The following is a 22,668-nucleotide window of genomic DNA, read 5'->3' as shown; positions in this document are numbered from 1 at the left end:
CTTCGGCCAAGGCAGTGGAAAACCACGTAAGACCTGGGGAAAGGAACCCGATAGAAGGCAAGTTTGGTCAGGCAAAAAACGGATACGGAATGAACCGGATCAGGGCAAGGCTCAAAAACACCAGCCAATCGTGGATCGCTTCAATTATCCTAGTGCTCAACCTGGTCAAATTGGCCGGGATGGCACTCCCATGTCTGAGTTTTTCAGCGTGGAAAGATTTAAAAAACATGCTCAGAAACGCCATAAGGCAGATTCTGGAGATCCAGAAAATACAAAACCAGCCCAGAGAGCTATCTGGCCTGGTTTTATAAACTGGTCTTTTTTGAGTTTTTCAGCAGACCCTAATTAGTTAGTTGTTTTTAAATTTCGGTGCCACATTGCCTAAATTTGTTTTAAACGCGAATAAGGAATAATAATATACTGTAAATAGTTATTGTTGCAAAGATGGTCGTAGTGGTCCACCCGCCAAGGGTGGCTGCGGCAGATCAAAAATATCGCATTTTCCAAAGACCACATGGTCGACTACGGCGGCAAAGAATACCTGGTATTTGAAGTCGCTGCCCTCAAAGAGCAGGACCAATATGGAAAAAACCATACGGCCTATATCAGCAAAAAGGAAGTTGCTCCGAAAGGGGAAAAGCTAGAAGATTGAAAACGTGATAAAAAGCCTTAACAGGCTTTTTTTTGTTTCCTGGCACTGAGACAAATGAGAATTGTAATTACGTTTGGGGAAAGCTTGCAGGGCATGAAAAGCGGTAAAGTAGCAAAACTCTGACCGGTAATATAAAAAGCTTAAGTCATTGGCTTATTTTTTCATCACCTTTTAAAGATGTTTCAGTTTATAAATATTTTCATATTCTACAACAACTCCTTTGGAATATTATAAACCGCAATTCCAGGATCTTCGTCAGTAGTCAGTCCATAGATTTCATTGGATTCTTCATTCACTACAAAATTGATGATTGATCTATCCAGCATTAACTTCCAACGAGGCTTTCCCTTATGATCAAAAACCCAAATCTGCTCCGCCATAATCGCTGTTTTGTTAAATTCAGAATGTCTTACACCTGCATATAATGCAAAAATATATTTTTCAGTGACAACAGCGTCTCTGTAGTGGTAACGAGGATCTGGACCAAGGTACAAATGCTCCTTGCCATCAGCTCCAACTAGTTCAAACGGGGGCAATTCCATATCAGGTCCATCTATGATCATAAACGATTTGTCTCGATTGTCGAAAATTTCAAGTCTATCCCTTCTAAGTCCAACTCTAATAAAAAGACCTTCATCTGAGTTACCTTTAAAAAAACTGCTGTTTAATTCCGACAGTTGGTAATCATTAAGATCAGGTTGATCCTTTACCTTCTCCCAATTTCCATACCCTCCGATTTTATTTCCAGCTTTATCAAATTCCAAAATCCGATTTTTATCCTCTCTCGATATTCCCAGATAACTACTGTCAGTAGCCTGGGTAAAAAACCAAAGATCCATCATAGGCTCCGTCATTTTCCATTCACTTTTACCTAGAAGTGTAGAATCTGACATCGAATATTCAACTAATTTCCTCCTGTTCATCGAATAGGCCCAAAAAGTATCCGCATTTTTTCCTTTAAAAAACAAGCTGGCATCAATCACCTCTAAAGGACCTTCTCCAAATTTTCCCTTTGGTTTATCATAAGTCCAATTCTTAGAATCGATAATATGAATTCGAGGATGTTCCTCTGGAACTCTCCATGCTTCAGAAATCAGAACTTTTCTACCAACTAAACCAATATTAGAAGGATTGATGATTTCCTCGAAATAATACTTTTCTGAAGTAATGGAAATTATTTCGAAATCCTCCTCCTTAATAATTCTGTAGTTATCTTCCTCAGGGTTCTTTTGACAAGAACCTAGTGCAAAAAGAAAAAGGACTAGAATAAATTTGTTCATTCTTAAAGATAGTTTAATTCTGCCAAAAATGACTGGGATTATTTACCAAAACTTAAATTTTCGGTCACAGCCTCAATTTCCCCGGGGAAAAAAGTTTGAATTTTGTCCGTTCCTACAAAAACCCAAACACTTTTCCCCTCCCCAAGGACACCCATGCATTCCGTCTTCCCGGATAGGACTAGCTAACCTCCTCGGTCGACCTAGATCCTATTCGGCCACTCTATGCAAAAGTATCTAGTCCGATATTAGTAATCCATAGTGGAAAATGGTTGCAGGTGAAAAAAGGTAAATATAGGATTTCTCAATAAATAGTCAGGGATTTACAATATTTCGTTTAAATTATTAACCCAAACATGTTAATATAATAAACAGTGAAATATATCTCCCTGATCGTAATGCAATTAAAAAACAAGCAAGCCCAGATAGATAGGAAGATCAACCAGCTGATAGACCAGAACCTGGATCCCTTTCCATTTGAAAGGTTGGAAAAAGGTAAAAAGTTAAATGAGCTGATTAAAAAAATCCTGCAAGCCATCGAAGGAGACGACTTGATCCTTGCCGGTATGCATATCAAGGAATTGGAAATGGCAGGCTTGAAACTGGACCTTTGATGGTATTGCCGCTTTTGGGGTGTTGAAAGAAAAATATTACTGGACCCGATTATTAGCGACCTCTTTGTTCCAGTTTCCTCATAAGCTCCTCGTTTCTGCGCTCCAGTTCCCTGATCTTTCTGTCGGAATTGTATTCGTTGGGTTTAGATAGGGAATAGATAAACCAAACCCACACCGTAATGGCCACTATCAGACCCGGCCATTCGTTTTCGCTGCCCAAAGCACCGAACATGGCTACCACGCAAATAAAGGAGACGACGAAAAGTTTAATCAGGAATCCCATAGTTTTGCTGTTTAAAACGATTCCTTAAGTTACTAATTTTTGACGTAGAATGAAAGTTTTTTAGGTGAAAAAAAGCTTGTTAAAATATTAAAAGTCAATGGTTTGAAGTAGGTTCTAATTCGTGTTTTAGGCAGGTAAAGACGGGAGTGGCAAATTAGGAAATCTAGTTTTTTGCTAATTGAAAAAGACTCATTTCCAATAAACCTTTTTTTACACCCAATGTCTCTGTACGTGGCCTTCCCCTCCAGGGGACCGGGGGGCGAGGATGGGTCAAACGCCATTTTACCCATTTGTAAACGAGAGGAATATTCATTTTGGAGATCGAAATGGACAGGGGAGAGGATGCAAACTACAGCAAATACCTATTTTAGGAAAATCACATACGATCAAAAAAAAGTTTAATACCTTAATCATCTTATACGAACAGGACAAAAAACCCGATATTTCGCCCCTGAATTCGCCCCTGATTAAAAAAATAAAACCCTAACCTATTGATTTACAATTAGTTAGGATTTCATCCAGCAGAGGAGGAGGGATTCGAACCCCCGGAACCTCGCGGTTCAACGGTTTTCAAGACCGCCGCAATCGACCACTCTGCCACTCCTCTTTTTCCTTTCAGTAACGGCGAAAAATAAATCACTGCTACTGAAGTCCATTATTTATGTGTTTCGGTCTGCAAAGGTAGACCTATTTCCAATTAATTCAAATCTAATCGCCCTAAAAATATTTGATGTGGTATAATTTATTGTTTCTGAATCAGCTGCTTTTTGCGTGCTTTCCTGTCTCGGGCCTTATCCAGACTCACATTGATCTCAAACCCTACCAAAACCAATATCGAAGTGATCCATAACCATAGCATCACCGCTATCATCGTGCCGATTGACCCATACAGTTTGTTATAGGTAGAGAAATTGTTCAGGTAAAAGGTGAAAAGAAAAAACCCCAGGGTAATCAGTGTGCCGGCAACCACGGATCCCGTAGAGAAAAACTTCCACTTGTCATGGACCGCAGGTGCAAACCGAAATATATAGGCTGTTGCGATGATGAAGAGCAACAAGAGCACAAAGAATCGAAATGAAGCCAGAGAATAATAGTATATGGAGTTGCTCACAAATTCAAATTCAGAAAAACGGTACAGCAGGTTGCTGCCGACCAGCATCACCAATACCGCCCCGCATATACTCAGGACCAAAACCACTACAATACTGACCGCTACCAGACGTGTACGGAGAAAACCGCGGTTTTCCCGCGTCCTGTATACGGCATTAAAAGCATTCATCATGGAAATTACTCCATTGGTAGAAAGGTAAAGAGCCAGAAAAAAACCCAGAGACAACAAGCTTTGCCTCGGCTTACTGACGATATCCATGATCGTAGGCGCTGCTTCATTATAGATGTTGTCGGGCAATATATCACGTACAAATATCAGGATATTTGCCGTGGTTACCTCCGGGATAAAAAATTGTATGAAAGGAATCGTATTTAATAAAAACAGCAACAAGGGAAACATGGCCACTGTGAAGTTAAAAGCCATGGCGCTGGCCCTTTCGAACACATCGTCTTTTTGTATATGGTGCAGAAAAATTTTCCCCACATCATACAGGTTTTGATCGGGGTTACCGAAGTGAATGGGCTTTAAACGCAAGGCCTGCTCGTGTAACCTCACTTTAAGACGATTGATCCGGGTTTTCACATTGACGCCTTGGCTGATGGTTCAAAATACGGACGGATAAGTGCCATAAACTTCTGGGGAGGCCTGCAGGGCTTGTGGTTGTCTGTTTTCAGAAAGGTAAGCAGGGTCTCTCCCGTATGTATTAGTTCACCGTCTTCAGAATAGATCTCATAGTGAAACCGAATGCGTACACCGGGCATATCTTTGAGAATTACTCTGATGGTCAGCAATTCATCGTATTTTCCCGGAAGCAAAAACCGGCTGTGGTTTTCCAGTACCGGCATCATGATACCGTTTGCCTCCATTTCCTTATAGGAAAATCCAATATTGCGCAGTGCTTCCACTCTGGCCACTTCATAGTATGCTGCGTAATTGCCATAGTACACATACCCCATCTGATCTGTTTCTGCATACCTTACCCGGAGCTGGTGTTCGTGTGTAAACATTATCTGTAAATCTTTGAGGCGTTTAAAGCATTCTGATATTTCCGGGCATTGATCATGTGGTCCCGGAGATTGGTGGCAAAAGCATGGTAACCCGAAAAATCTGCCTTGGCACAAAAATACAGGTAATTGTGATCGGTATGATTCAACACTGCATCCAGGGAGCTGATTTCCGGCAAATTAATGGGGCCGGGAGGGAGACCCGCATACTTGTAAGTATTGTAGGGGCTTTCCACTTCTTTGTGTACGTTCAGCACCCTACGGATGCTGAAGTCCCCCAGGGCATACAGTAAGGTAGGGTCGGCCTGTAGCGGGATATTTCTTTCCAGCCGGTTGATATACACGCCGGCTACCAGCGGGCGTTCGTCGGCTTTGTTTGTTTCAGCCTGTACGATAGATGCCAGCGTGGCTACTTCCATCGGATCCATTTGTAGCTTTTCGGCCTTTTCAATCCGTTCCGTAGTCCAGAATTTTTCGTATTCCCGGTGCATCCTGTCAAACAGGTCGATGGGACCAAGGTTCCAGTATACCTCATAGGTATTGGGAATAAACATCGCCATGATGTTGGTGGAATCAAAGCCATATTTCTCTGTAAACGCCTCGTCTTCCAGCAGGGCCAGAAAGGAGCCTGCATCCATTTCAAGATTGTCCGTTATTTTTTCTGCCAGCTCTTCTGGTAGTCGGATATTGTTAAACGTAATATTGACCGGACTTTGTCGCCCCGAACGGAGCAGAGCCACCAACTCCCGGTTAGACATTTTTGGCTGTATGGTGTAGCGTCCGGGCTTGACCGCATCCTGGTATTTCATGACCTTGGCGACAAAACTGAAAGTTACCACCTCATTGATGATATCTCTGGCGATCAAACTGTCCAATACTTGCTGGAAAGTGCTGCCCGTGTAGATGTCGAGGACCTCAGGCTCCTCCCGGTCTACCAAGGTGTTGGGAGAGAAAAAAGCCTGATAAAAATAAAAGCTCAGAGAGGTGAGCAATACGGAAAACGCCACCAGTCCTACCAGTAAATATTTCTTTTTTTTATCTGTCAACATTTGTTTTTATTTCATTTCAATCTCTTGATTTTTCAATCTGCGGCCCTCTGCGCAAACCCTCACCGCTGCACAAATATACTATTTAATCAGGTACTTGGTTTTTAAGAAAAAATAAAATCGGCTGAAAAAAGAGATGCCGCTTTCTTTTTGTCGATTAAATGATTTAATTTAAAAATAGTTATTCTAAAAAAAACATCTTCGCTTAAATTTGAATATGGCTGCGGCATTTATCAAAATATACCCCGAAAATCCTGATCCAAGAAGGATACAGCAGGTAGTTGAGGTCTTGAAGCAAGGAGGTGTGATCATCTATCCCACGGATACCATTTATGGGATGGGTTGTGATATTTTTAACCAGAAAGCCATAGAAAGAATAAGTTTGATCAAGGGAGTTAAACCCAAAAAGCAGAATTTTTCGTTTATCTGCTATGACCTTAGCAATATTTCTGAATACACCAGGGCGCTGAGTACGCCGGTATTTAAAATGATGAAGAAAGCCTTGCCGGGTCCATTTACCTTTATTCTGGATGCCAATAACAAGGTGCCCAAAATGCTGAACAGCAAGAAAAAGACAGTAGGAATCCGGGTTCCTGACCACAATATACCACGTACGTTGGTAAAGGAGCTGGGCCAGCCTATTCTCACAACATCCATCAGAGACGAAGATGACGTGATCGAATACAGTACAGATCCCGAACTGATCTATGAGAAATTTAAAGATCTGGTGGATGTCGTAATTGACGGGGGATATGGCAACAATGTAGCCTCCACGGTCGTAGACTGTACAGCCGATCAGATAGAAGTCTTGAGAGAGGGGCTGGGAGAAATCAACGAAATCATTTGAAGAAATCTGTTTTTCATTTGCCAGAAGAATTTATCGGGACTAACTTTCCGCAAACGGAAGAATATGAACAGTACCTTTCCGGCGGTGATTTCTGATTCACTCTATTTGCCACCATTGTCGTATTTTGTCGCCATAAAAGCATGCAAAGAGATAGTGATTCCTGCATCCGAGCCAGTTATACGACAATCATATGCCAATAAGGCTGAAGTCTTACTGGCAAACAAAAAGGAAGTTTTGAGCGTGCCGGTGTTTGGAATCAGAAAAAGACTGCAAATCAAAGAGTTGAAAATAGATTATCAGCAAAAATGGTTGAATGTGCACCTGAGAGGCATTCAGAGTGCCTACGGAAAAGCGCCGTTCTTTGAGTATTTTTATTCTGACCTGGAGCACGTATATTTACAAAAGCAGGCGTTCCTTATAGACCTCAATCGGGAATTACTGACAGTTTGTCTTAAATCTCTGGGCTGGGATGTCAGATTGCGGGTTTGTGAAAAATATGATAAGAATGAAGCGTCGAAGGACATCAGGGGCTTGATTCATCCCAAAAGACTGATGGACAGGGATAAAATTTACTATCCTCATGAATATCAGCAAATATTTGGCGCAAACTTTGTTCCTAACTTGTCCATTGTAGATTTGCTTTTCTGTGAAGGACCTATGGCAGAAACCATTTTAAACCGATCAGAAAAAAGTAATTGAACAATATGTAAAAGTATTGTGTTTTTAAACCAAATTTGATAACATTAATCAAATATTCGAAATAATACCATAACAAAGGATATAATGGAAGCAAAATTTTCAAACAGAGTTAAAGAGGTGATCTCCCTCAGCCGCGAAGAAGCGTTGCGTCTGGGTCATGATTACATCGGTACAGAACACCTCTTGTTAGGAATGATCCGAGAAGGTGAGGGGGTGGCTGTTTCCATTCTTAAAAAGCTAGGCGTTCCTTTGGATGAATTGAGAAATTCTGTGGAACGGGCAGTAAAAGGCACCGCAAACCACAATGTGAAGAACCTGGCCAACATACCTCTGACCAGACAGTCAGAGAAAGTGCTGAAGATTACCTATCTGGAAGCGAAAATATTTAAAAGCCAGTTGATTGGTACAGAACACTTGTTGCTTTCTATTTTGAGAGATGAGGACAATATTGCTACTCAGATTTTGCAAAAGTTTGATGCTACCTATGATTCTGTCAAAGAAATGTTAGAGTTTCAGACCGACCAGTCTCCACGCTCCGGCACGGAGGCTGACGATTCCGACGAGGAGGGTTCAAAACTATTCGGATCATCCGGAAGCTCTTCCGGAACATCCAAAAGCGGGACGGAGAAATCCAGAACACCGGTGCTGGATAACTTCGGCAGAGATCTGACCCGCATGGCAGAAGAGGACAAGCTGGATCCGATCATCGGCAGAGAAAAAGAAATTGAGCGGGTGGCTCAGATTCTTTCCAGAAGAAAGAAAAATAATCCCATTCTTATCGGAGAGCCCGGGGTAGGTAAGACAGCCATCGCTGAGGGCCTTGCCCTGAGAATTATCCAGAAGAAAGTTTCCAGAGTGTTATTTAACAAACGTGTGGTGACCCTGGATCTGGCTTCGTTGGTGGCCGGAACCAAATACCGCGGGCAGTTTGAAGAACGCATGAAGGCGGTGATGAACGAATTGGAAAAGTCGCCCAATGTTATCCTCTTCATTGATGAGCTCCATACCATTGTTGGTGCCGGTGGGGCCAGCGGATCACTGGATGCTTCCAATATGTTTAAACCGGCCCTTGCACGGGGAGAAATCCAATGTATTGGTGCCACTACCCTGGATGAATACAGGCAGTATATTGAGAAAGATGGGGCACTTGCGAGAAGGTTTCAGATGGTGATGGTGGATGCTACCTCTCCTGAGGAGACGGTACAAATCCTTGAAAATATCAAAGACAAGTATGAAGACCATCATAATGTGAATTATACACCGGAAGCGATTCAGGCCTGTGTCAACCTTTCTGACAGGTACATTTCTGACCGGTTTCTGCCCGACAAGGCCATAGATATCCTGGACGAGGCCGGAGCGAGGGTGCACATCAACAACATACATGTACCTGAGAATATCCTTAAGCTGGAAGAAGAGGTAGAAAAGATCAAGGTAGAGAAAAACCGTGTGGTCAAAAGCCAGAAATACGAGGAAGCTGCCCAATTGAGAGATAAGGAAAAGAAACTGCTCGAACAACTTGAAAATGCCAAAGCCAAATGGGAAGAGGACAGCAAGACGAGAAGATATACCGTAGAGGAAGATAATGTGGCAGAAGTAATCGCCATGATGACCGGTATACCGGCAAGGAGAATTGCCCAGAATGAAGGCGCCAAGTTGCTGAACATGGGCGAAGAGCTTAAGGGTAAAGTAGTAGGCCAGGATGAGGCAATCAAGAAGCTAACCAAGGCAATACAGCGGACCAGGGTAGGGTTAAAAGACCCCAAAAAGCCTATAGGTTCCTTTGTTTTCCTGGGGCCCACGGGTGTTGGTAAAACAGAGTTGGCCAAAATGCTGGCCATATACCTTTTTGATAAGGAAGATTCTCTGATCAGGATTGACATGTCTGAATACATGGAGAAATTCTCAGTCTCCCGCCTTGTAGGAGCACCTCCCGGCTACGTGGGGTATGAGGAAGGCGGTCAGTTGACGGAAAAAGTGAGGAGAAAGCCCTACTCAGTAGTATTGTTGGATGAGATAGAAAAAGCACATCCGGATGTATTCAATATACTCTTGCAGGTACTGGATGACGGTGTGCTCACAGATGGTCTCGGCCGCAGGGTTGACTTCAGAAATACCATCATCATCATGACGTCCAATATTGGTGTCAGGGATCTCAAGGATTTCGGTGCGGGCATAGGATTCGCCTCCAAAGCCAAGGAAGAAAATATGGATGAGGTGATGAAATCTACCATCCAAAATGCGCTGAAAAAAGCCTTCAGCCCTGAGTTTCTAAATAGACTGGACGATGTGGTGATATTTAACTCCCTGTCTAAGGAGCATATCCATCAGATCATCGACATCAACCTGAAAAAATTATTCGCGCGAATTACCGATTTGGGTTACGTGATCGAGCTGACTAATGAAGCTAAAGATTTCCTTTCTGAAAAGGGATATGACAAGCAGTATGGAGCCAGGCCGCTGAATCGGGCGATCCAGAAATACCTGGAAGATGCCCTTGCGGAAGAGATACTGAAGGGTGAGCTTTCGGACGGTGATGTGATCATTGCTGATTATCCGGGCAGCGGAGATGCGCTGGATATCCGTGTGACCCGAAAGGAGAAGGCGGATTAATCATAATTCTTTTATGAGAGATTAAAAAAGGGGAGGCAGTAATGCCTCCTTTTTCCATTTTACGGAATAATATTTGTTTTCGGTATACAGTAGCTGTCTGGCATTTGCTCCGGACAGCAAAGAGTAATGAGGCGTTCGAAACAAATCAAAAACGTTTACGTTGATTCAAAATACATTACTGTATATTTGTAATTTGGCTATATAGTGTAAATCTTTTTATGATTACCGGACTCTTCTCCGGTAGGTGGATGAAATATTAAGCAAGTATGGGTTTTTTTATTGAGATGCTTCTGAAGTTGTTGTTTCTATTTTCCATCATACCTTTTTTGCTTTCAGAAAAGCTGCAAAAAAAGTATGACATGAGGATCAATCCTCAGGTGGAGTATACCATTTTTTCCGGACCCCAAAAAATTAGTCGGATAGAAGAAGATTTCATCGACGAGACCAGTGGCATGGTAGTTTCTCAAAAATATCCGGGACATATATTTGTACACAATGACAGTGATGGAGCAGCAGAAATCTATGCCTTGGATACCCTCGGGAATTATCTTGGCTCCATTCGACTTGACGGTGTCCGTAACAGAGACTGGGAAGACCTGGCTATCGGGCCGGGGCCTGACGCCGGAGAGTCTTACCTGTATATCGGTGATATTGGTGATAATTTCAGTCGGTATTCCGAACTGATCATTTATAGGATCCCTGAACCGGAGGCCCTTGACCCCGAGGAGAAATTGTTGGTTGTACCGGAAAAAATAGTATTGAAATACCCTGATGGCAGCAAAGATGCAGAAACAATGTTTATCGATCCCTTGACAGGACACCTGTATGTTTTGACCAAAAGAGATGCCAGTAATACACTTTACAAGGCAGCAGCACCCGATTTGGTCGATGGGAATAAGGTGACCCTGGAGAGGGTAATGGATATGCCGATTACGCTTTCCGTGGGCGGAGATATTTCTGCCGATGGGCGGCAGATTCTGATCAAAAATTACTGGGTAGTTTATTACTGGAATCGTGAGCCGGGAGAATCGCTTGAAGAGACCTTAAAGCAACAACCCAAATTACTGCCCTACGAGCCAGAACCCCAGGGGGAAGCGATAGCATTTACGCCAAGCGGGCAGGCTTACTTTACCCTCAGTGAGAAAAAGCTACGTGTGGAACCAGTATTGTACCGCTACGAAAAAGTCCTGACACCGGAGTAATTATTCCGCTAAATCCTTATTTATCAAGCAAGCGGTATTTAGTGACCTGCAATCGATTGTTATTACATTAGCCCTGAGGGGACGAACCAAAAATCATCATGTGGACGGCCTGGTTCCGGGCAAAAACCAATTTTCACTGCCCCGAGTGACATTATTAGATGCGAGTTATACCCTCATGACCTGTACTTTTATGCAAAATGATTATTTGTGGTTTTTTAATCTACTCCAAGGGTATATGCGGCAGGCCCAAAGCATTTACCACTTGACAGATTTAGATGTTTTCCTAGGCTTATTTTGATGGTATCTTTTGGGGCCTGCTTCCCATTTCTAGTTTCAAAATCCCCCCACCTACCAATGCATCGTGCCGGATCCCCATTTCATTTAACTCTGTGCCGTTGAAGGTTTTATTTTGAATGTAATAGTGGTTTTCTCCGTTATTTTCTGCCTGGATGGTAAAGGTGCCTCCGGGGTAGTAGTGCGGATGCAATTTTATTACAGCTTTATCGAAAATAGGGCTTCCAAATTCGTAAATGGGGTTTTCTTCTGTACCGGCATTCATTTGAAACAACCCCAGCTTCATCAATACCGCCAATGAACCCATCAAGCCCTGATCTTCATCGCCATTGTATCCCAGGTGCGGTGTCAAGGCAGAAAAGGCCCTTTCCAGTACTTTTCTGCTCCAGTACTGGGTCAGGTCCGGCCGTTCCAAATGGTTGAATACATAGGCCATCTGCATGGAAGGTTGGTTGCCATAGTTGACCGGGATCCGACGGTATTCGGGGTGGGTTTCTACCGCATGGGAAGTTCCGGAAGTGAATCCCAGTTTTTCTGCCTCTTCAAACTGCCTGTTGAGTCTGGCTGCTGCTTTTTCCTTGCCACCCATTAACTGTGCCAATCCGGGAATGTCATGAGGTACGAACCAGGTAAATTGCGCGCCATTAGCCTCCACAAAGCCCTTTCCATAGTCATAGGGGTCAAATGGCTCCAACCACTGTCCTTTATCGTTTTTGGGTCGCATCCAGCCGGAATTGGCGTCATACACGTTTTTATAATTTTGCGAGCGACTCAAAAACATGGCCTCATCTTCCTTCCTGCCCAAAGCCCTGGACAGCTGCGCCAGGGTCCAGTCCTGATAGCTGTATTCCAGCGTCTGCCCGGCTCCTTGCTCATGGCCACCAAAACGGCCTTTGGGATTGGGGTAGGGCACATACCCTTTGTCCATGTAGTCTTCCACATTGCCACCACTGGCTGTCCGGTGTTCGTAACCGGATTTGCTCATCATCCCGCCGGGGAGATGATTTTTCTTCAAGCCCTCATAAGCAAGGTCCACATCAAACCCCCGGACCCCCTTCTGATACAAACCGACAAAAAACGGGGTGGAGGAAGCGCCCGTCATCACATGAGTATAATTGCCACCTGAGGGTCCCCGCGGGATCAAGCCTCCATCTTTGTAATATTGGACAAAACTATTGGCAAACTCTTCTGCAATATCCGGATAAACCAAAGACCAAAGTACGGCGATTGTCCATTGTGCACCCCAGAACGAATCCGAATTGAAATGTCTGAACAATGGCTGCCCGGTATCATCCAGGGGGAGTTGCCCAATGCGGAAAGTATCACCGGTATTGTCCGGGTAGGCGCCGTTGACATCGCTTATGGTCCTGCGACCCTGCAGCGCTTTCCACAGATCGGTATAAAACCGCCGTCGCTGATCGACAGTATTGCCCGATATTTCAATCCTGCTTAGCAATTCACTCCAAACTTCCCTTGTTTCGGTCATTACCTGGTCAAAATTCCAGTGCGGAATTTCAGCCACCATATTCTGGGCTGCATTTTCAGGACTGGTATAAGAAAGGCTCACTTTCATCTGTACCGGCTCGCCCCTGGTTTCGCCCAAACCTACAATAATGTGGGGGAGACTATCGGAGGAAATCCAGTGGATAATATCTCTGTCGAAAGCTACCTGGAAATGAACGGTTACGGGCTTGGGTCTTCTGGATGTAGGGGTATTCGTAACCTGTCCTTCAAGAGTTCTTTTCCCGGTTTGCTTTAGCTGTCCATTTGCCATCTCACTGGGTCCCAGCATACCGCCAAGGTGAAACAAAACACCCGCTTCTTGTCCGGTTGGAAACCGATACCGGTGCATGCCTACCCGATGACTGGCCGTAAGCTCTGCTTCAATGCCATACCGGTCCAAAAACACCTGATGGTATCCCGCCCTCACCATTTCCTTGTCGTGGCTGTAGGGAGAATAGTAGTCTGCGATGAGCTTTTCCGGTGCTTCGGAATAACTTACCGGCATCAGGGAAACGCCGGAGAGCTGCCAGGCATGGATATGGCTAAAGCCTTTGATGGTATCTGCTTCATATCGGTAACCGCTGTTCCATGCACCGTCTATTTCATGGTCGGGACTGAGGTTGACCATGCCGAATGGTCGGGTAGCAGCACTGAAATAAAACCAACGGGAGTTGGCAGCATCCAGTAATGGATAAACGAGGTCCACGGGCTCCGGTTTTAACTGAAAAGAGGAGAGCATGGAAACCAATCCGAAAATACATAGTATTCTGCAAACAAATGACTGCATGGTTTTCTTAATTTTAGGATGGGGAATTTTCCCTCAGACTCAATTGCCAGTTCCAGCTATCTCTGAGGGCATCCTCCAGTGTAAAGCGGGCGGTCCAATTCAGTTCCCGATTGATTTTTTCTGTGTCGGCCCAGACCTTTACCACATCGCCGGGTCGTCTTGGACCTATCGTATAGTGAAGGTTTTTTCCGCTCACTTTTTCAAAGGTTTCGATCACCTCCATGACGGTATTGCCCTTACCTGTTCCCACATTATACCAATCATAAAACGGTGCTTTCCGGCCTTTCAGATAGGTGATGGCTTTCACATGCGCTTCAGCGAGATCCATTACGTGGATATAATCTCTCACACAGGTTCCGTCAGGGGTATCGTAGTCATTCCCGAAAACGGTCAATTCTTTGCGTATACCCGCACCGGTTTGGGTGACAAAGGGTACCAGATTGGCAGGCACCCCTATGGGCAGCTCTCCCAGCTGTGAAGATTCGTGGGCTCCTATCGGATTGAAATACCTCAAAGCGATGGCTGAAAGTGCTGCTTTGCTTTTTACCTGGTCTGCCAATATGTCCTCACAGATTTTTTTGGTGTTGCCATAGGGGCTTTCGGCATCTTTCCTGGGCGTGCTCTCCTTAACAGGGAGGGTGTCTGGCTGACCGTATACGGTGCAGGAGGAGGAAAAAACCAGATTGGCTACTCCATGCTTTGCCATGGTCTCCAGAAGCACCAGCAGGGAATTGATGTTGTTTTTATAATATTTCAGGGGCTGCTGCGTGCTTTCTCCTACCGCTTTAAATGCCGCAAAATGGATTACGCCCGACAGCTTGTTTTCGGTAAAAATTTTCTCCATCAGCTCCGGATTGTTGCAGTCACCCGTATAACAGGGTGTTTCCTTTCCGGTAATTTTTCTTAGCCCCTGGAGTACTTTCTTTTCAGAATTCGAAAAATCATCTATGATGATGGGTTGGTAACCGGCCGCATACAAAGCTACTGCGGTATGGGAACCGATGTATCCGGCTCCCCCCGTAATTAAAATTTTTTCCATGACCAAAGATAAAATTTAATCCACATGCAGGGAAAAAAACGGGTTAAAATGTGAGGAAAAGTTAATAGTGCTGAATCTTTTTTATTATCATTTACTTTTTCTACCTTTGCATGCTGAAAGGAGGTGTATTATATGATCGTAGTAAACGTTAAAGAGAACGAATCAATCGAAAAAGCGCTGAAGCGTTTCAAAAAGAAGTTTGATAAAACCGGAGTCATCCGTGAATTGAGAAGCAGGCAGCATTTCGAGAAACCATCCATTACGCGGAGGACGGAAGTGATTAAAGCCGCCTACAAACAGAGAATGCAGGAGCAGGAAGGAAAATAAGAAATCCTTTCTTTTTCATAAAACTATTGAGCATATTGGTGTGTAAATTCACTGATATGCTTTTTTCATTTATAAGCTTCCTGGAAAACGAAAAGAGGGCCAGTTCCCATACCGTTTTGGCCTACCGCAGAGACCTGGAGACTTTTTTGGACTTTCTACAAACGGCTTTTGGAATAGCACAAGCCGAGGACGCCGGACATTCGGAGATTCGGGCCTGGATGGTAGACCTGATAGAGGAAGGGCATTCCGCAGCCACCGTAAACCGAAAGATGGCAACGTTGAGGTCTTTTTACAAATTTTTATTGAAATCTGAGGTCATCAGCAGAGATCCTACATTTAAGATCCAATCCCTGAAGAAAGGCAGGCAGCTCCCCTCCTTTGTACCTGAAAAAGAGATGGGAGATTTGCTCGATGAAGCCAATTTTGAAGCGGGATTTGAGGGGCAGCGGGACCGTATGATATTGGAGATATTGTACCTCAGCGGAATGCGGCTATCGGAACTGATCGGATTGCAGTGGAAGGAAATAGACCTTGCTCAAAGCCAGCTAAAAGTATTGGGAAAAGGCAAGAAATACCGAATCATTCCCATTTCTCCGAGGCTTCAAAAGAATATTATTTCTTATCAAAAAGTATTTAAAGAAACATTTTCATTAGTAGACGGAAATGATTATTTTATCGTTAAATTAAACAAGGAAGCAGCTTATCCTATGATGATTTACCGGATTGTCAGAAAATACCTTGAAATTTTTGTACAGACAACCAAAAAAAGTCCCCATTTGATGCGACATACTTTTGCCACCCATTTGCTCAATAAAGGAGCAGACCTCAATGCCGTTAAAGATCTTTTGGGTCATGCAAGTCTGGCTGCTACACAGGTTTATACCCATAATTCTATAGAGAAACTGAAGGCTGTGTACGAACAGGCACATCCTAAAGCGTAAATAAAAGTCAAACTTTTAAAAATTGATTACTATGAAATTACAAATGCATTCAATTCATTTCGACGCCGATCAGAAATTGATCAACTTTATCCAGAAGAAGGCCGATAAGCTGGATACCTATTATGATCAGATTATTGACGGGGAGGTTTTTATGAGACTGGACAAAAATGATAAAAGTGAGAACAAAATCGTGGAAATCAAACTGAATGTACCTGGTAAACAACTTTTTGCAAAAAGCCAAAACGATTCTTTTGAAGCTGCAGCAGATGACGCCATTGAGGCATTGAGAAGACAAATTAAAAAGTACAAAGAGAAACTTGTGCTCGCTAAACAGTAAAACCATCAGGAATTTAAAAAGCTGCCTTCGGGCAGCTTTTTTTACAATGTCCCTGACATACTACTGGTTTGAACTCTCGTCCTGCTTAATTTTTTCCGCCCAGTAATATTTTTTTCCCCACTTCAATTTTTCCGCCTCAGTAGATCCGTTAAGAATGGCGCCTATCATTTTGTCCACATATTTGGGATCCCAGTTCAGGCTGGCAAGTTGGATGTGGTAAGCATCTGCCGGCAGATTTTCGCTGTTTTTCTGGTCACAAATGATAAATGAATAAGCATCCGGAATATCTTCCAGGCGCTTGAAGGATTTTACCTGATAGGCTTTCCCCAGCCCGATTCTAATTTTACTGGCATAGTGAACATGCCCCAAAAAGGCAATGTGACTGTCAGGGGGTATTGGATGATCGTCAAGAAAGGCCTGCATTTGCCGGCCCTGGTGGGGTATGGACAGGGGATGCGAGACCAGAGAAAGGTTAAAGAAAATCAATAGAATGGACAAGCCTTGCAGTAGCAGTGGAGGCAGGCCTTTCCGAAGTCCGCTGATCAGCATCAGGCTCATCAGCAGTCCTGCACACCACTGAACAAAAACCCATACAGGACTACCCAACCCAATATTGGCAAACAGGGCCACCAACAGTAGCAACACATTGAGTCCAATAAACATCCAAAACCAGGCTGTCCAGCGCTTCGGGCTTGCATCAGGCCATTTTTTTAGCAGGATCCAGGCCAGGCTAACGGCGGCCAGTGGAGTGACAGGGAGCAGATACCTTTCGTAAAATTTGGATACCAGGGCGGTCATAAATACGATCGACAGCACCCAGACCAATATAAATCCAATAAAGGCCCGGTTTTCCCGAAAGACAGCCATTGAGTTTTTACCAATTCTTTTGACCCCCATCAAGAACCAGGGGAAAAATAAACCCATCATCAGCACCAATGCGAATACCAGGTGGCGTACAATCAGCCAGACCCGGCTTCCCACACGCATGCCGACCTGGTCTTCAAAAAATGAATTCAGGTAAACCGGCCCAAATTTAAGATACATGGCCACAAACCAGAATAGGGCGATCCCTACACCACTCAGCATGGCAGGGAGGTACAATAGCCGCTTTAAGGGGACAGGTCTCCAGGGGTTGATCCACACATAAGCGATAGCAATCAATCCCAGCGCAGCGGCCGGAAGCCCCTTGACCTCGAATGCCAGACCCAGTCCCAGGTACAGCAGCCAATGGTATTTTTTTGGGGCCGTTTCCCCATATCGAATTAAGCCGGTGACCCCCAGCGCCGCACAGGTCATAAATAGTGCCAGCAGTATGTCCGGAATGGACCGGGTGCTGCTGAAAATGAGCACCGGATGCGTAGCTGCTATCCAGGCCGACCATACCGGGAGTTTTTTGTGATCACTGATCAACCTGGCTATCTGGTACACCAGAGGAATGATGGCTGCTCCGGCAAGCAGAAAAAATATACGGGAACCCAATGCCGAAACACCAAAAATGTTGAAGCCGGCAAGTACGAACCAGTAAGGGAGTATCGGTTTTTTGAAGCGCAGCATCCCATCGCCAAGGTAGGTAGTGAGGTAATCACCGTTTTGCATCATCCGGATGGCTGCATCGGTATAGTACATTTCATCTGGATAATGCAGGTGAAAATCGAGCGCAAAGGGGCCAACCAGCATCAGAAAAGCCAATGTTGGAAGCAGATAGCCGTTGGTCCATTTTTCAGGTAGGTGCATGGCGTAAAAATTGAGATGCGCAAAATTAAAAAAAGTAGGCTTTTGGGAAGGCTTTTCTTCCCAAAAGCAAATGAATAAATTAAATTTTCACCCGTTTGCCGGTTTCAGCGGACTTGAGAATGGCCTCTACGATCTGTATGTCTCTCAGCCCTTCCTCTCCGGGAACCAGTGGTGGCTTGTTTTCAAGAATGGCCAGGGCATCGTCGTCCATCTGTTTGGCCTGCTGCCAGGGCACCTGATAGGGATGGTTGATCTCACCCAGAGGGCTTTCTCCCTTCACTCCAGCATAAGCGGAGTAGGGTTTCATTTCGATATCGCCTTCCTCGCACTCCACAGTCAGGTAATTGATGTTTTCTGCGAAGCTGGTTTTGATATCAGCGAATACCTCGCCCGGAAATTCCAGCCTGGCCTCTACCACATCTGCAAGGCCATCCTTGTAAATTTCCGGACGGGTAGAAATGGCTTTAGCAGATACCACTGCCAGGGGCTCCATATTGGTACCCATGCGGGCTCCCTGTATGGAATATACACCCATGTCATAGATGACACCACCTCCCATTTCTTTCTTTTGTTTCCAGTGATCGGTTCTGTTTTCCGTGTAGCCGGCAGCACAATCCACGTGTTCTACCGCACCCAGCTTATTTTGCCGGATGATTGAGCGGTATTCCTGGGTATTGGGTTCGTGCTGTAGCCGGTAGCCGATGGTCAATTGCACCTTGTTTTTCTTACAGGCATTGATCATGTTCTGGCATTCCCGGCTGGTAACAGCCATCGGTTTTTCGCACCAGACATGTTTTCCTGCTTCGGCCGCCCGGATGGTATATTCTGCGTGCATGGAGGGTGGCAGGACTACATAAACCACATCAATGTCCGGATTGTCTGCTATGCTGTCAAAATTCTGGTAGTTGTAGATGTTTTTTTCAGGAATCTTATATTTCTCCTGCCAGGCTGTTGCTTTGGATGGCGTGCCGGTAACTATCCCGGCCAGGTAGCAATGCTCGGTTTGCTGCAGGGCCGGTGCCAGCAAATCAGTACTGTAATAGCCCAGGCCGACCAGGGCCACACCGATTTTCTGCTTTTTTTTGCGGGCCAGGATTTCATAGGGATTTACCAGGGCCAGACTGCCGCCCAGCGCCAGGGTTTTCAGGGCATTTCTGCGGGATTTTAAGTTCATCAGGTTTATATTTTTGGTTTGATCAAATGAGATGAAAAGTTGATTTTAAATTCACAGTTAATATAGGGAATTTTATCCTCCGGACAAACTTGCAGGCCTACCTCTGGGCTGCCCACAAACCAGTTTGGAAGGAAGGTTTTGGCTGTCCCGTTTGTTGTAACTTGCAAAAAGACGTATTTTCGCCTAAATTTTAAAATATGGGCCAGCCTGAGATTTCTGTAGTAGTAACTATTTTTAATGAAGAAGGGAATATCCCACCCCTACTCGAAGCCATTTACACTTCCCTTGCTCCCATTTCCTATGAGTTGATTCTGGTAGATGATGGTTCTACAGATCGGTCTGTAGAAAAGATGAAAATATTGGCAAATGAAAAAACCCGGATTTTGGTTTTCAATAAGAATTATGGACAAACCACTGCGCTGGCCGCCGGTATAGACCATTCCCTGGGACAGTATATTGTGACCATGGACGGAGACCTGCAGAACGACCCCGGTGATATCCCCATGATGCTGGATCTGGCCAAAAAAGGGGACTGGGACGTCGTGGCGGGGAGAAGGGCCAACCGGCAGGACGATTTTGTACTGAGGAAGTTGCCCAGCAAGATAGCCAACTGGCTGATCCGCACCACGACAAGAGTATACCTCTCGGATTATGGCTGCAGCCTGAGGATTTATAAAGCAAATATTGCCCAAAATATGGGCTTATATGGTGAGCTGCATCGTTTTATCCCAGTGCTCGCCAGGCAGGAGGGGGCAAGGATGACAGAAGTGGATGTCAGACATCATCCGCGCATCCATGGTACTTCCAAGTATGGTTTGAGCCGCACCTTTAAAGTAATTGCGGACCTGATCCTGATGCTTTTTTTCCAAAAGTATTTTCAGCGTCCTATCCATATTTTTGGTACGCTGGGCTTATTGTCTCTGGCTTTAGGTGTGTTGGTCAATTTTTATCTACTGGTGGAGAAGCTGATGGGAGAAGATATAGGGGGCCGGCCGATACTCTTGGTAGGCTCCATTCTGGTGCTGGGAGGCATTCAGTTGATCACTACGGGAATTGTCGCTGAAATCATCGTCAGAACCTATTTTGAGTCACAGGATAAAAAAACCTACACCCTGAAAGCCATTCATCAAATTGGTAAAAAAGAGGATTAAATTTTTACTCAAGGTTCTGCTGACGGGAGCCGCCTTGTATCTGGTTTTCAATAAAATCGATACCAAAGCCACCTGGAAGGTCATCCAATCAGCGCACCCGGGCTGGCTGCTGCTGGCATGGCTTTTTTTCATTGCATCTAAAGTATTCAGTGCGATTCGGCTCAATATTTATTTTAAAGACATTGGACTGCAAATTACAGAAACAAAGAACCTGAAGCTCTATGCCATAGGCATGTTTTACAACCTGTTTCTACCGGGTGGGATTGGCGGAGATGGCTATAAAGTATATTTGCTCAACAAGTTGCACCAAACGCCGGTAAAGCAGTTGATCAACTGTGTCGTGCTGGACAGGGGAAATGGCCTGGCGGTATTGCTTTGGCTGATGTTTGCCTTAATGCTTTTTGTCAATATCCGACTGGAGTTCTTTCTTCCTTTTTATTGGTTGGGATGGCTTGGCCTGGTATTGCTGCCATTTGGTTTTTATCTGGTCATGTATTTGTTTTTCAGGCCATTTATGGGCTCCATTCCATCCAGCACCGGATATTCCTTTCTCAACCAGGTATTGCAACTCTTCAGTGCCTTTTTTATCCTGATGAGCTTGGGTGTAGGACAGCAGTTTATTCCTTACCTTTTTGTGTTTCTGGTTTCCAGCACCGTCTCTGTCCTGCCGCTGACCATAGGCGGTGTGGGAGCAAGGGAATTGGTATTTGTATTGGCCCACGAATATGTGGGTATCAACCAGAATGTGGCGGTAGCCTTTAGCCTGTTGTTTTTTTTGGTGACGGTAATGACCTCAGTCAGTGGTGTTTTTTTTAAGTACAGGGAATAAAAAGAAATTTTTCGTGGTAGGGCTGTAGCATTCCGGGACCTTGTCTCGTATGGAGGACAATGAGCGCTCATTTGTTTTAGTTAACCATAAAAAAATCAAGAAAATGATTACTACGCTTAAAAAAATTACGCTTTTATTAGGTTCGGGCTTGCTTATTTTAAATTTGGTGAGTTGCAATGAGGATGAGGAACCCTGTACCGATCAAACGCTGGAGCCATTGCGCCTGATCGTCACCGATATGGATGATAATAACTTGCTGGATGAAGATTCAGATTTCGAATTGGCAGACTTTGCGCTTTTTTATCAGGATGGCAACGATTGGGTTGAGCTTACGGTAACACTGGAAGAAACGTCTGAAGAGGTACCTTTTATTGAGTCCATGGAGGCAGCAGAAGAAAGCCTGGAGGGCAATACGGAATTTCAATTGGTATTGGCGGACGACGAGTCGGTAAGCTTTGATTTTGTAGTCACCATGACTGACACCAGCGGCTGTGATGTATATACCTACGAAGGAACCGACACCGATGGTGAAGATCTCGGACAGCCCTCCGATGGAACGCCAAAGCCGTACATCATTCAAATTGATCTGGAAACAGCATCATAAATTTTGAAATAAAGACTACCTTTCCTTTTAACGGAAAGGTAGTTTTCGATTCCGTTGGACGCTATGGAGGTTTGTGCTATTTGAGAGAAATCAAGGCACCATTTTTTTAAGAGCAAAAATTGCGCGACTTTTGGACTATTATTCACCAAATCAGCTGGCGTAAAATGTACGAATACGACTATCCCCGACCTGCCCTGAGTACCGATGCCGTCGTCCATGATGTACTGGAAAACCGGATATTGTTGATCAGACGAAAGAATGAACCTTTTAAGGGTCAATGGGCCCTTCCCGGAGGTTTTGTGGAGGAGTTCGAGCTGCCCGCTGATGCCTGCAGAAGAGAGCTGAAAGAGGAAACCAACCTGGATCTGACCGGGGAAAAAATGCTGGGAGTTTTCGCCGAAAAAGGGAGGGATCCACGTGGCTGGATGGTAAGCGTGTCCTTTTACTTTTCCCTAAAGGAACAGCTTAGCCCGAGGGCAGGATCGGACAGTAGTGAGGCCATTTGGTTTCCGATTGCTGAATTACCAGACCTGGCCTTTGATCACCTCAAAATGGTTCAGGCCGCCGGATTGATATAAAAAATTAGTCACAAAGCACACGAAG

Annotated in this window: 23 protein-coding genes and 1 tRNA gene; 14 read left to right on the top strand and 10 right to left on the bottom strand. The window is 44.6% G+C overall.

Annotated features, from left to right (window positions below; genetic code table 11):
• Both BUB19_RS24785 and BUB19_RS24225 read left to right on the top strand, forming a co-directional pair.
• Positions 1-311, top strand: a 311-nt coding sequence (locus BUB19_RS24785; RefSeq protein WP_394333874.1) for a transposase, incomplete at its 5' end; no start/stop codon positions are given.
• A gap of 203 nt (positions 312-514) precedes the next feature.
• On the top strand, positions 515-652 hold the full coding sequence (locus BUB19_RS24225) for a hypothetical protein (RefSeq protein WP_178371520.1): 138 nt from the start codon (positions 515-517) through the stop codon (positions 650-652).
• 206 nt (positions 653-858) lie between these two features.
• Here the strand turns inward: BUB19_RS24225 and BUB19_RS17090 are convergent, their stop codons facing one another.
• A complete protein-coding gene (locus BUB19_RS17090) occupies positions 859-1,932 on the bottom strand; it encodes a BF3164 family lipoprotein (protein ID WP_073096010.1) in 1,074 nt (357 codons plus the stop codon).
• Positions 1,933-2,303: 371 nt separating this feature from the next.
• On the opposite strand from BUB19_RS17090, the gene BUB19_RS17085 reads away from it, so the two are divergent.
• Entirely contained in the window at positions 2,304-2,543 is a 240-nt protein-coding gene (locus BUB19_RS17085) for a hypothetical protein (protein ID WP_084097406.1), read from the top strand.
• Between the two features lie 52 nt (positions 2,544-2,595).
• Here BUB19_RS17085 and BUB19_RS17080 read toward each other — a convergent pair whose 3' ends face one another.
• The 5 genes from BUB19_RS17080 to mltG all read right to left on the bottom strand — a co-directional run bounded on the left by BUB19_RS17080 (position 2,596) and on the right by mltG (position 5,990).
• On the bottom strand, positions 2,596-2,826 hold the full coding sequence (locus BUB19_RS17080; RefSeq protein WP_073096008.1) for a hypothetical protein: 231 nt from the start codon (positions 2,824-2,826) through the stop codon (positions 2,596-2,598).
• 522 nt (positions 2,827-3,348) lie between these two features.
• Positions 3,349-3,433: transfer RNA gene (locus tag BUB19_RS17070), tRNA-Ser, on the bottom strand.
• 135 nt (positions 3,434-3,568) lie between these two features.
• On the bottom strand, positions 3,569-4,492 hold the full coding sequence (locus tag BUB19_RS17065; RefSeq protein ID WP_245802885.1) for a YihY/virulence factor BrkB family protein: 924 nt from the start codon (positions 4,490-4,492) through the stop codon (positions 3,569-3,571).
• 23 nt (positions 4,493-4,515) lie between these two features.
• Complete coding sequence (locus tag BUB19_RS17060) at positions 4,516-4,944, bottom strand: acyl-CoA thioesterase (protein ID WP_073096005.1); 429 nt, start codon at positions 4,942-4,944, stop codon at positions 4,516-4,518.
• Positions 4,944-5,990: an endolytic transglycosylase MltG gene (gene mltG, locus BUB19_RS17055; protein ID WP_073096003.1), complete on the bottom strand. Its 1,047-nt coding sequence runs from the start codon at positions 5,988-5,990 to the stop codon at positions 4,944-4,946. The genes BUB19_RS17060 and mltG overlap by 1 nt, the downstream gene beginning before the upstream one ends.
• 214 nt (positions 5,991-6,204) lie before the next feature.
• Between mltG and BUB19_RS17050 the strand changes: the two genes are divergently transcribed.
• From BUB19_RS17050 to BUB19_RS17035, 4 genes are all read left to right on the top strand, one after another.
• Positions 6,205-6,834 (top strand): L-threonylcarbamoyladenylate synthase, encoded by a 630-nt coding sequence (locus tag BUB19_RS17050; RefSeq protein WP_073096001.1) that lies wholly within the window; start codon positions 6,205-6,207, stop codon positions 6,832-6,834.
• 63 nt (positions 6,835-6,897) lie between these two features.
• A complete protein-coding gene (locus BUB19_RS17045; RefSeq protein ID WP_073095999.1) occupies positions 6,898-7,533 on the top strand; it encodes a WbqC family protein in 636 nt (211 codons plus the stop codon).
• An 84-nt stretch (positions 7,534-7,617) separates the two neighbouring features.
• Positions 7,618-10,143, top strand: coding sequence for an ATP-dependent Clp protease ATP-binding subunit (locus BUB19_RS17040; RefSeq protein ID WP_073095997.1), 2,526 nt, complete (start codon positions 7,618-7,620; stop codon positions 10,141-10,143).
• Positions 10,144-10,409: 266 nt separating this feature from the next.
• Entirely contained in the window at positions 10,410-11,345 is a 936-nt protein-coding gene (locus BUB19_RS17035) for a hypothetical protein (RefSeq protein ID WP_073095995.1), read from the top strand.
• A gap of 289 nt (positions 11,346-11,634) precedes the next feature.
• Here BUB19_RS17035 and BUB19_RS17030 read toward each other — a convergent pair whose 3' ends face one another.
• The gene (locus BUB19_RS17030; RefSeq protein ID WP_073095993.1) at positions 11,635-13,929 is read right to left on the bottom strand and encodes a GH92 family glycosyl hydrolase; all 2,295 of its coding nucleotides are present in this window, start codon (positions 13,927-13,929) and stop codon (positions 11,635-11,637) included.
• A gap of 13 nt (positions 13,930-13,942) precedes the next feature.
• Positions 13,943-14,968, bottom strand: coding sequence for a UDP-glucose 4-epimerase GalE (gene galE, locus BUB19_RS17025; protein WP_073095991.1), 1,026 nt, complete (start codon positions 14,966-14,968; stop codon positions 13,943-13,945).
• Positions 14,969-15,100: 132 nt separating this feature from the next.
• Between galE and rpsU the strand changes: the two genes are divergently transcribed.
• Genes rpsU through hpf form a run of 3 tightly spaced genes read left to right on the top strand, consistent with a single transcriptional unit; the run spans position 15,101 to position 16,573 of the window.
• On the top strand, positions 15,101-15,295 hold the full coding sequence (gene rpsU, locus BUB19_RS17020) for a 30S ribosomal protein S21 (protein ID WP_073095989.1): 195 nt from the start codon (positions 15,101-15,103) through the stop codon (positions 15,293-15,295).
• 56 nt (positions 15,296-15,351) lie between these two features.
• Positions 15,352-16,236: a tyrosine-type recombinase/integrase gene (locus BUB19_RS17015; RefSeq protein ID WP_073095988.1), complete on the top strand. Its 885-nt coding sequence runs from the start codon at positions 15,352-15,354 to the stop codon at positions 16,234-16,236.
• A gap of 31 nt (positions 16,237-16,267) precedes the next feature.
• On the top strand, positions 16,268-16,573 hold the full coding sequence (gene hpf / locus BUB19_RS17010; protein WP_073095986.1) for a ribosome hibernation-promoting factor, HPF/YfiA family: 306 nt from the start codon (positions 16,268-16,270) through the stop codon (positions 16,571-16,573).
• Positions 16,574-16,633: 60 nt separating this feature from the next.
• Here hpf and BUB19_RS17005 read toward each other — a convergent pair whose 3' ends face one another.
• Positions 16,634-18,307: an ArnT family glycosyltransferase gene (locus BUB19_RS17005; RefSeq protein ID WP_073095985.1), complete on the bottom strand. Its 1,674-nt coding sequence runs from the start codon at positions 18,305-18,307 to the stop codon at positions 16,634-16,636.
• A 79-nt stretch (positions 18,308-18,386) separates the two neighbouring features.
• Positions 18,387-19,481 carry a Gfo/Idh/MocA family protein gene (locus BUB19_RS17000; RefSeq protein ID WP_073095983.1) on the bottom strand — a complete coding sequence of 365 codons (1,095 nt, stop codon included), beginning with the start codon at positions 19,479-19,481 and terminating at the stop codon, positions 18,387-18,389.
• Positions 19,482-19,678: 197 nt separating this feature from the next.
• On the opposite strand from BUB19_RS17000, the gene BUB19_RS16995 reads away from it, so the two are divergent.
• From BUB19_RS16995 to BUB19_RS16980, 4 genes are all read left to right on the top strand, one after another.
• Positions 19,679-20,632 (top strand): glycosyltransferase family 2 protein, encoded by a 954-nt coding sequence (locus tag BUB19_RS16995; protein WP_073095982.1) that lies wholly within the window; start codon positions 19,679-19,681, stop codon positions 20,630-20,632.
• Positions 20,613-21,461, top strand: a complete 849-nt coding sequence (locus tag BUB19_RS16990; RefSeq protein WP_073095981.1) for a lysylphosphatidylglycerol synthase transmembrane domain-containing protein — start codon at positions 20,613-20,615, stop codon at positions 21,459-21,461. Before BUB19_RS16995 ends, BUB19_RS16990 begins: the two co-directional genes overlap by 20 nt.
• Before the next feature lie 103 nt (positions 21,462-21,564).
• Positions 21,565-22,065, top strand: a complete 501-nt coding sequence (locus BUB19_RS16985; protein WP_143156074.1) for a hypothetical protein — start codon at positions 21,565-21,567, stop codon at positions 22,063-22,065.
• Between the two features lie 164 nt (positions 22,066-22,229).
• Complete coding sequence (locus BUB19_RS16980; RefSeq protein WP_073095971.1) at positions 22,230-22,643, top strand: NUDIX domain-containing protein; 414 nt, start codon at positions 22,230-22,232, stop codon at positions 22,641-22,643.
• Positions 22,644-22,668 lie beyond the last annotated feature (25 nt).

The organism is Cyclobacterium lianum, from assembly GCF_900143075.1.
Classification (GTDB): Bacteria; Bacteroidota; Bacteroidia; order Cytophagales; family Cyclobacteriaceae; genus Cyclobacterium; species Cyclobacterium lianum.
Note: the sequence above shows the minus strand (reverse complement) of the source record. Positions and strands in the feature narration are given on the sequence as shown.

Bases quoted from the DNA above. Each gene is read 5' to 3' on its own strand.
- BUB19_RS24225 (WP_178371520.1), top strand. From the start codon at position 515: ATGGTCGACTACGGCGGCAAAGAATACCTGGTATTTGAAGTCGCTGCC.
- BUB19_RS17090 (WP_073096010.1), bottom strand. From the start codon at position 1,932: ATGAACAAATTTATTCTAGTCCTTTTTCTTTTTGCACTAGGTTCTTGT.
- BUB19_RS17080 (WP_073096008.1), bottom strand. From the start codon at position 2,826: ATGGGATTCCTGATTAAACTTTTCGTCGTCTCCTTTATTTGCGTGGTA.
- BUB19_RS17060 (WP_073096005.1), bottom strand. From the start codon at position 4,944: ATGTTTACACACGAACACCAGCTCCGGGTAAGGTATGCAGAAACAGAT.
- mltG (WP_073096003.1), bottom strand. From the start codon at position 5,990: ATGTTGACAGATAAAAAAAAGAAATATTTACTGGTAGGACTGGTGGCG.
- BUB19_RS17050 (WP_073096001.1), top strand. From the start codon at position 6,205: ATGGCTGCGGCATTTATCAAAATATACCCCGAAAATCCTGATCCAAGA.
- BUB19_RS17045 (WP_073095999.1), top strand. From the start codon at position 6,898: ATGAACAGTACCTTTCCGGCGGTGATTTCTGATTCACTCTATTTGCCA.
- BUB19_RS17040 (WP_073095997.1), top strand. From the start codon at position 7,618: ATGGAAGCAAAATTTTCAAACAGAGTTAAAGAGGTGATCTCCCTCAGC.
- BUB19_RS17035 (WP_073095995.1), top strand. From the start codon at position 10,410: ATGGGTTTTTTTATTGAGATGCTTCTGAAGTTGTTGTTTCTATTTTCC.
- BUB19_RS17030 (WP_073095993.1), bottom strand. From the start codon at position 13,929: ATGCAGTCATTTGTTTGCAGAATACTATGTATTTTCGGATTGGTTTCC.
- galE (WP_073095991.1), bottom strand. From the start codon at position 14,968: ATGGAAAAAATTTTAATTACGGGGGGAGCCGGATACATCGGTTCCCAT.
- rpsU (WP_073095989.1), top strand. From the start codon at position 15,101: ATGATCGTAGTAAACGTTAAAGAGAACGAATCAATCGAAAAAGCGCTG.
- BUB19_RS17015 (WP_073095988.1), top strand. From the start codon at position 15,352: ATGCTTTTTTCATTTATAAGCTTCCTGGAAAACGAAAAGAGGGCCAGT.
- hpf (WP_073095986.1), top strand. From the start codon at position 16,268: ATGAAATTACAAATGCATTCAATTCATTTCGACGCCGATCAGAAATTG.
- BUB19_RS17005 (WP_073095985.1), bottom strand. From the start codon at position 18,307: ATGCACCTACCTGAAAAATGGACCAACGGCTATCTGCTTCCAACATTG.
- BUB19_RS17000 (WP_073095983.1), bottom strand. From the start codon at position 19,481: ATGAACTTAAAATCCCGCAGAAATGCCCTGAAAACCCTGGCGCTGGGC.
- BUB19_RS16995 (WP_073095982.1), top strand. From the start codon at position 19,679: ATGGGCCAGCCTGAGATTTCTGTAGTAGTAACTATTTTTAATGAAGAA.
- BUB19_RS16985 (WP_143156074.1), top strand. From the start codon at position 21,565: ATGATTACTACGCTTAAAAAAATTACGCTTTTATTAGGTTCGGGCTTG.
- BUB19_RS16980 (WP_073095971.1), top strand. From the start codon at position 22,230: ATGTACGAATACGACTATCCCCGACCTGCCCTGAGTACCGATGCCGTC.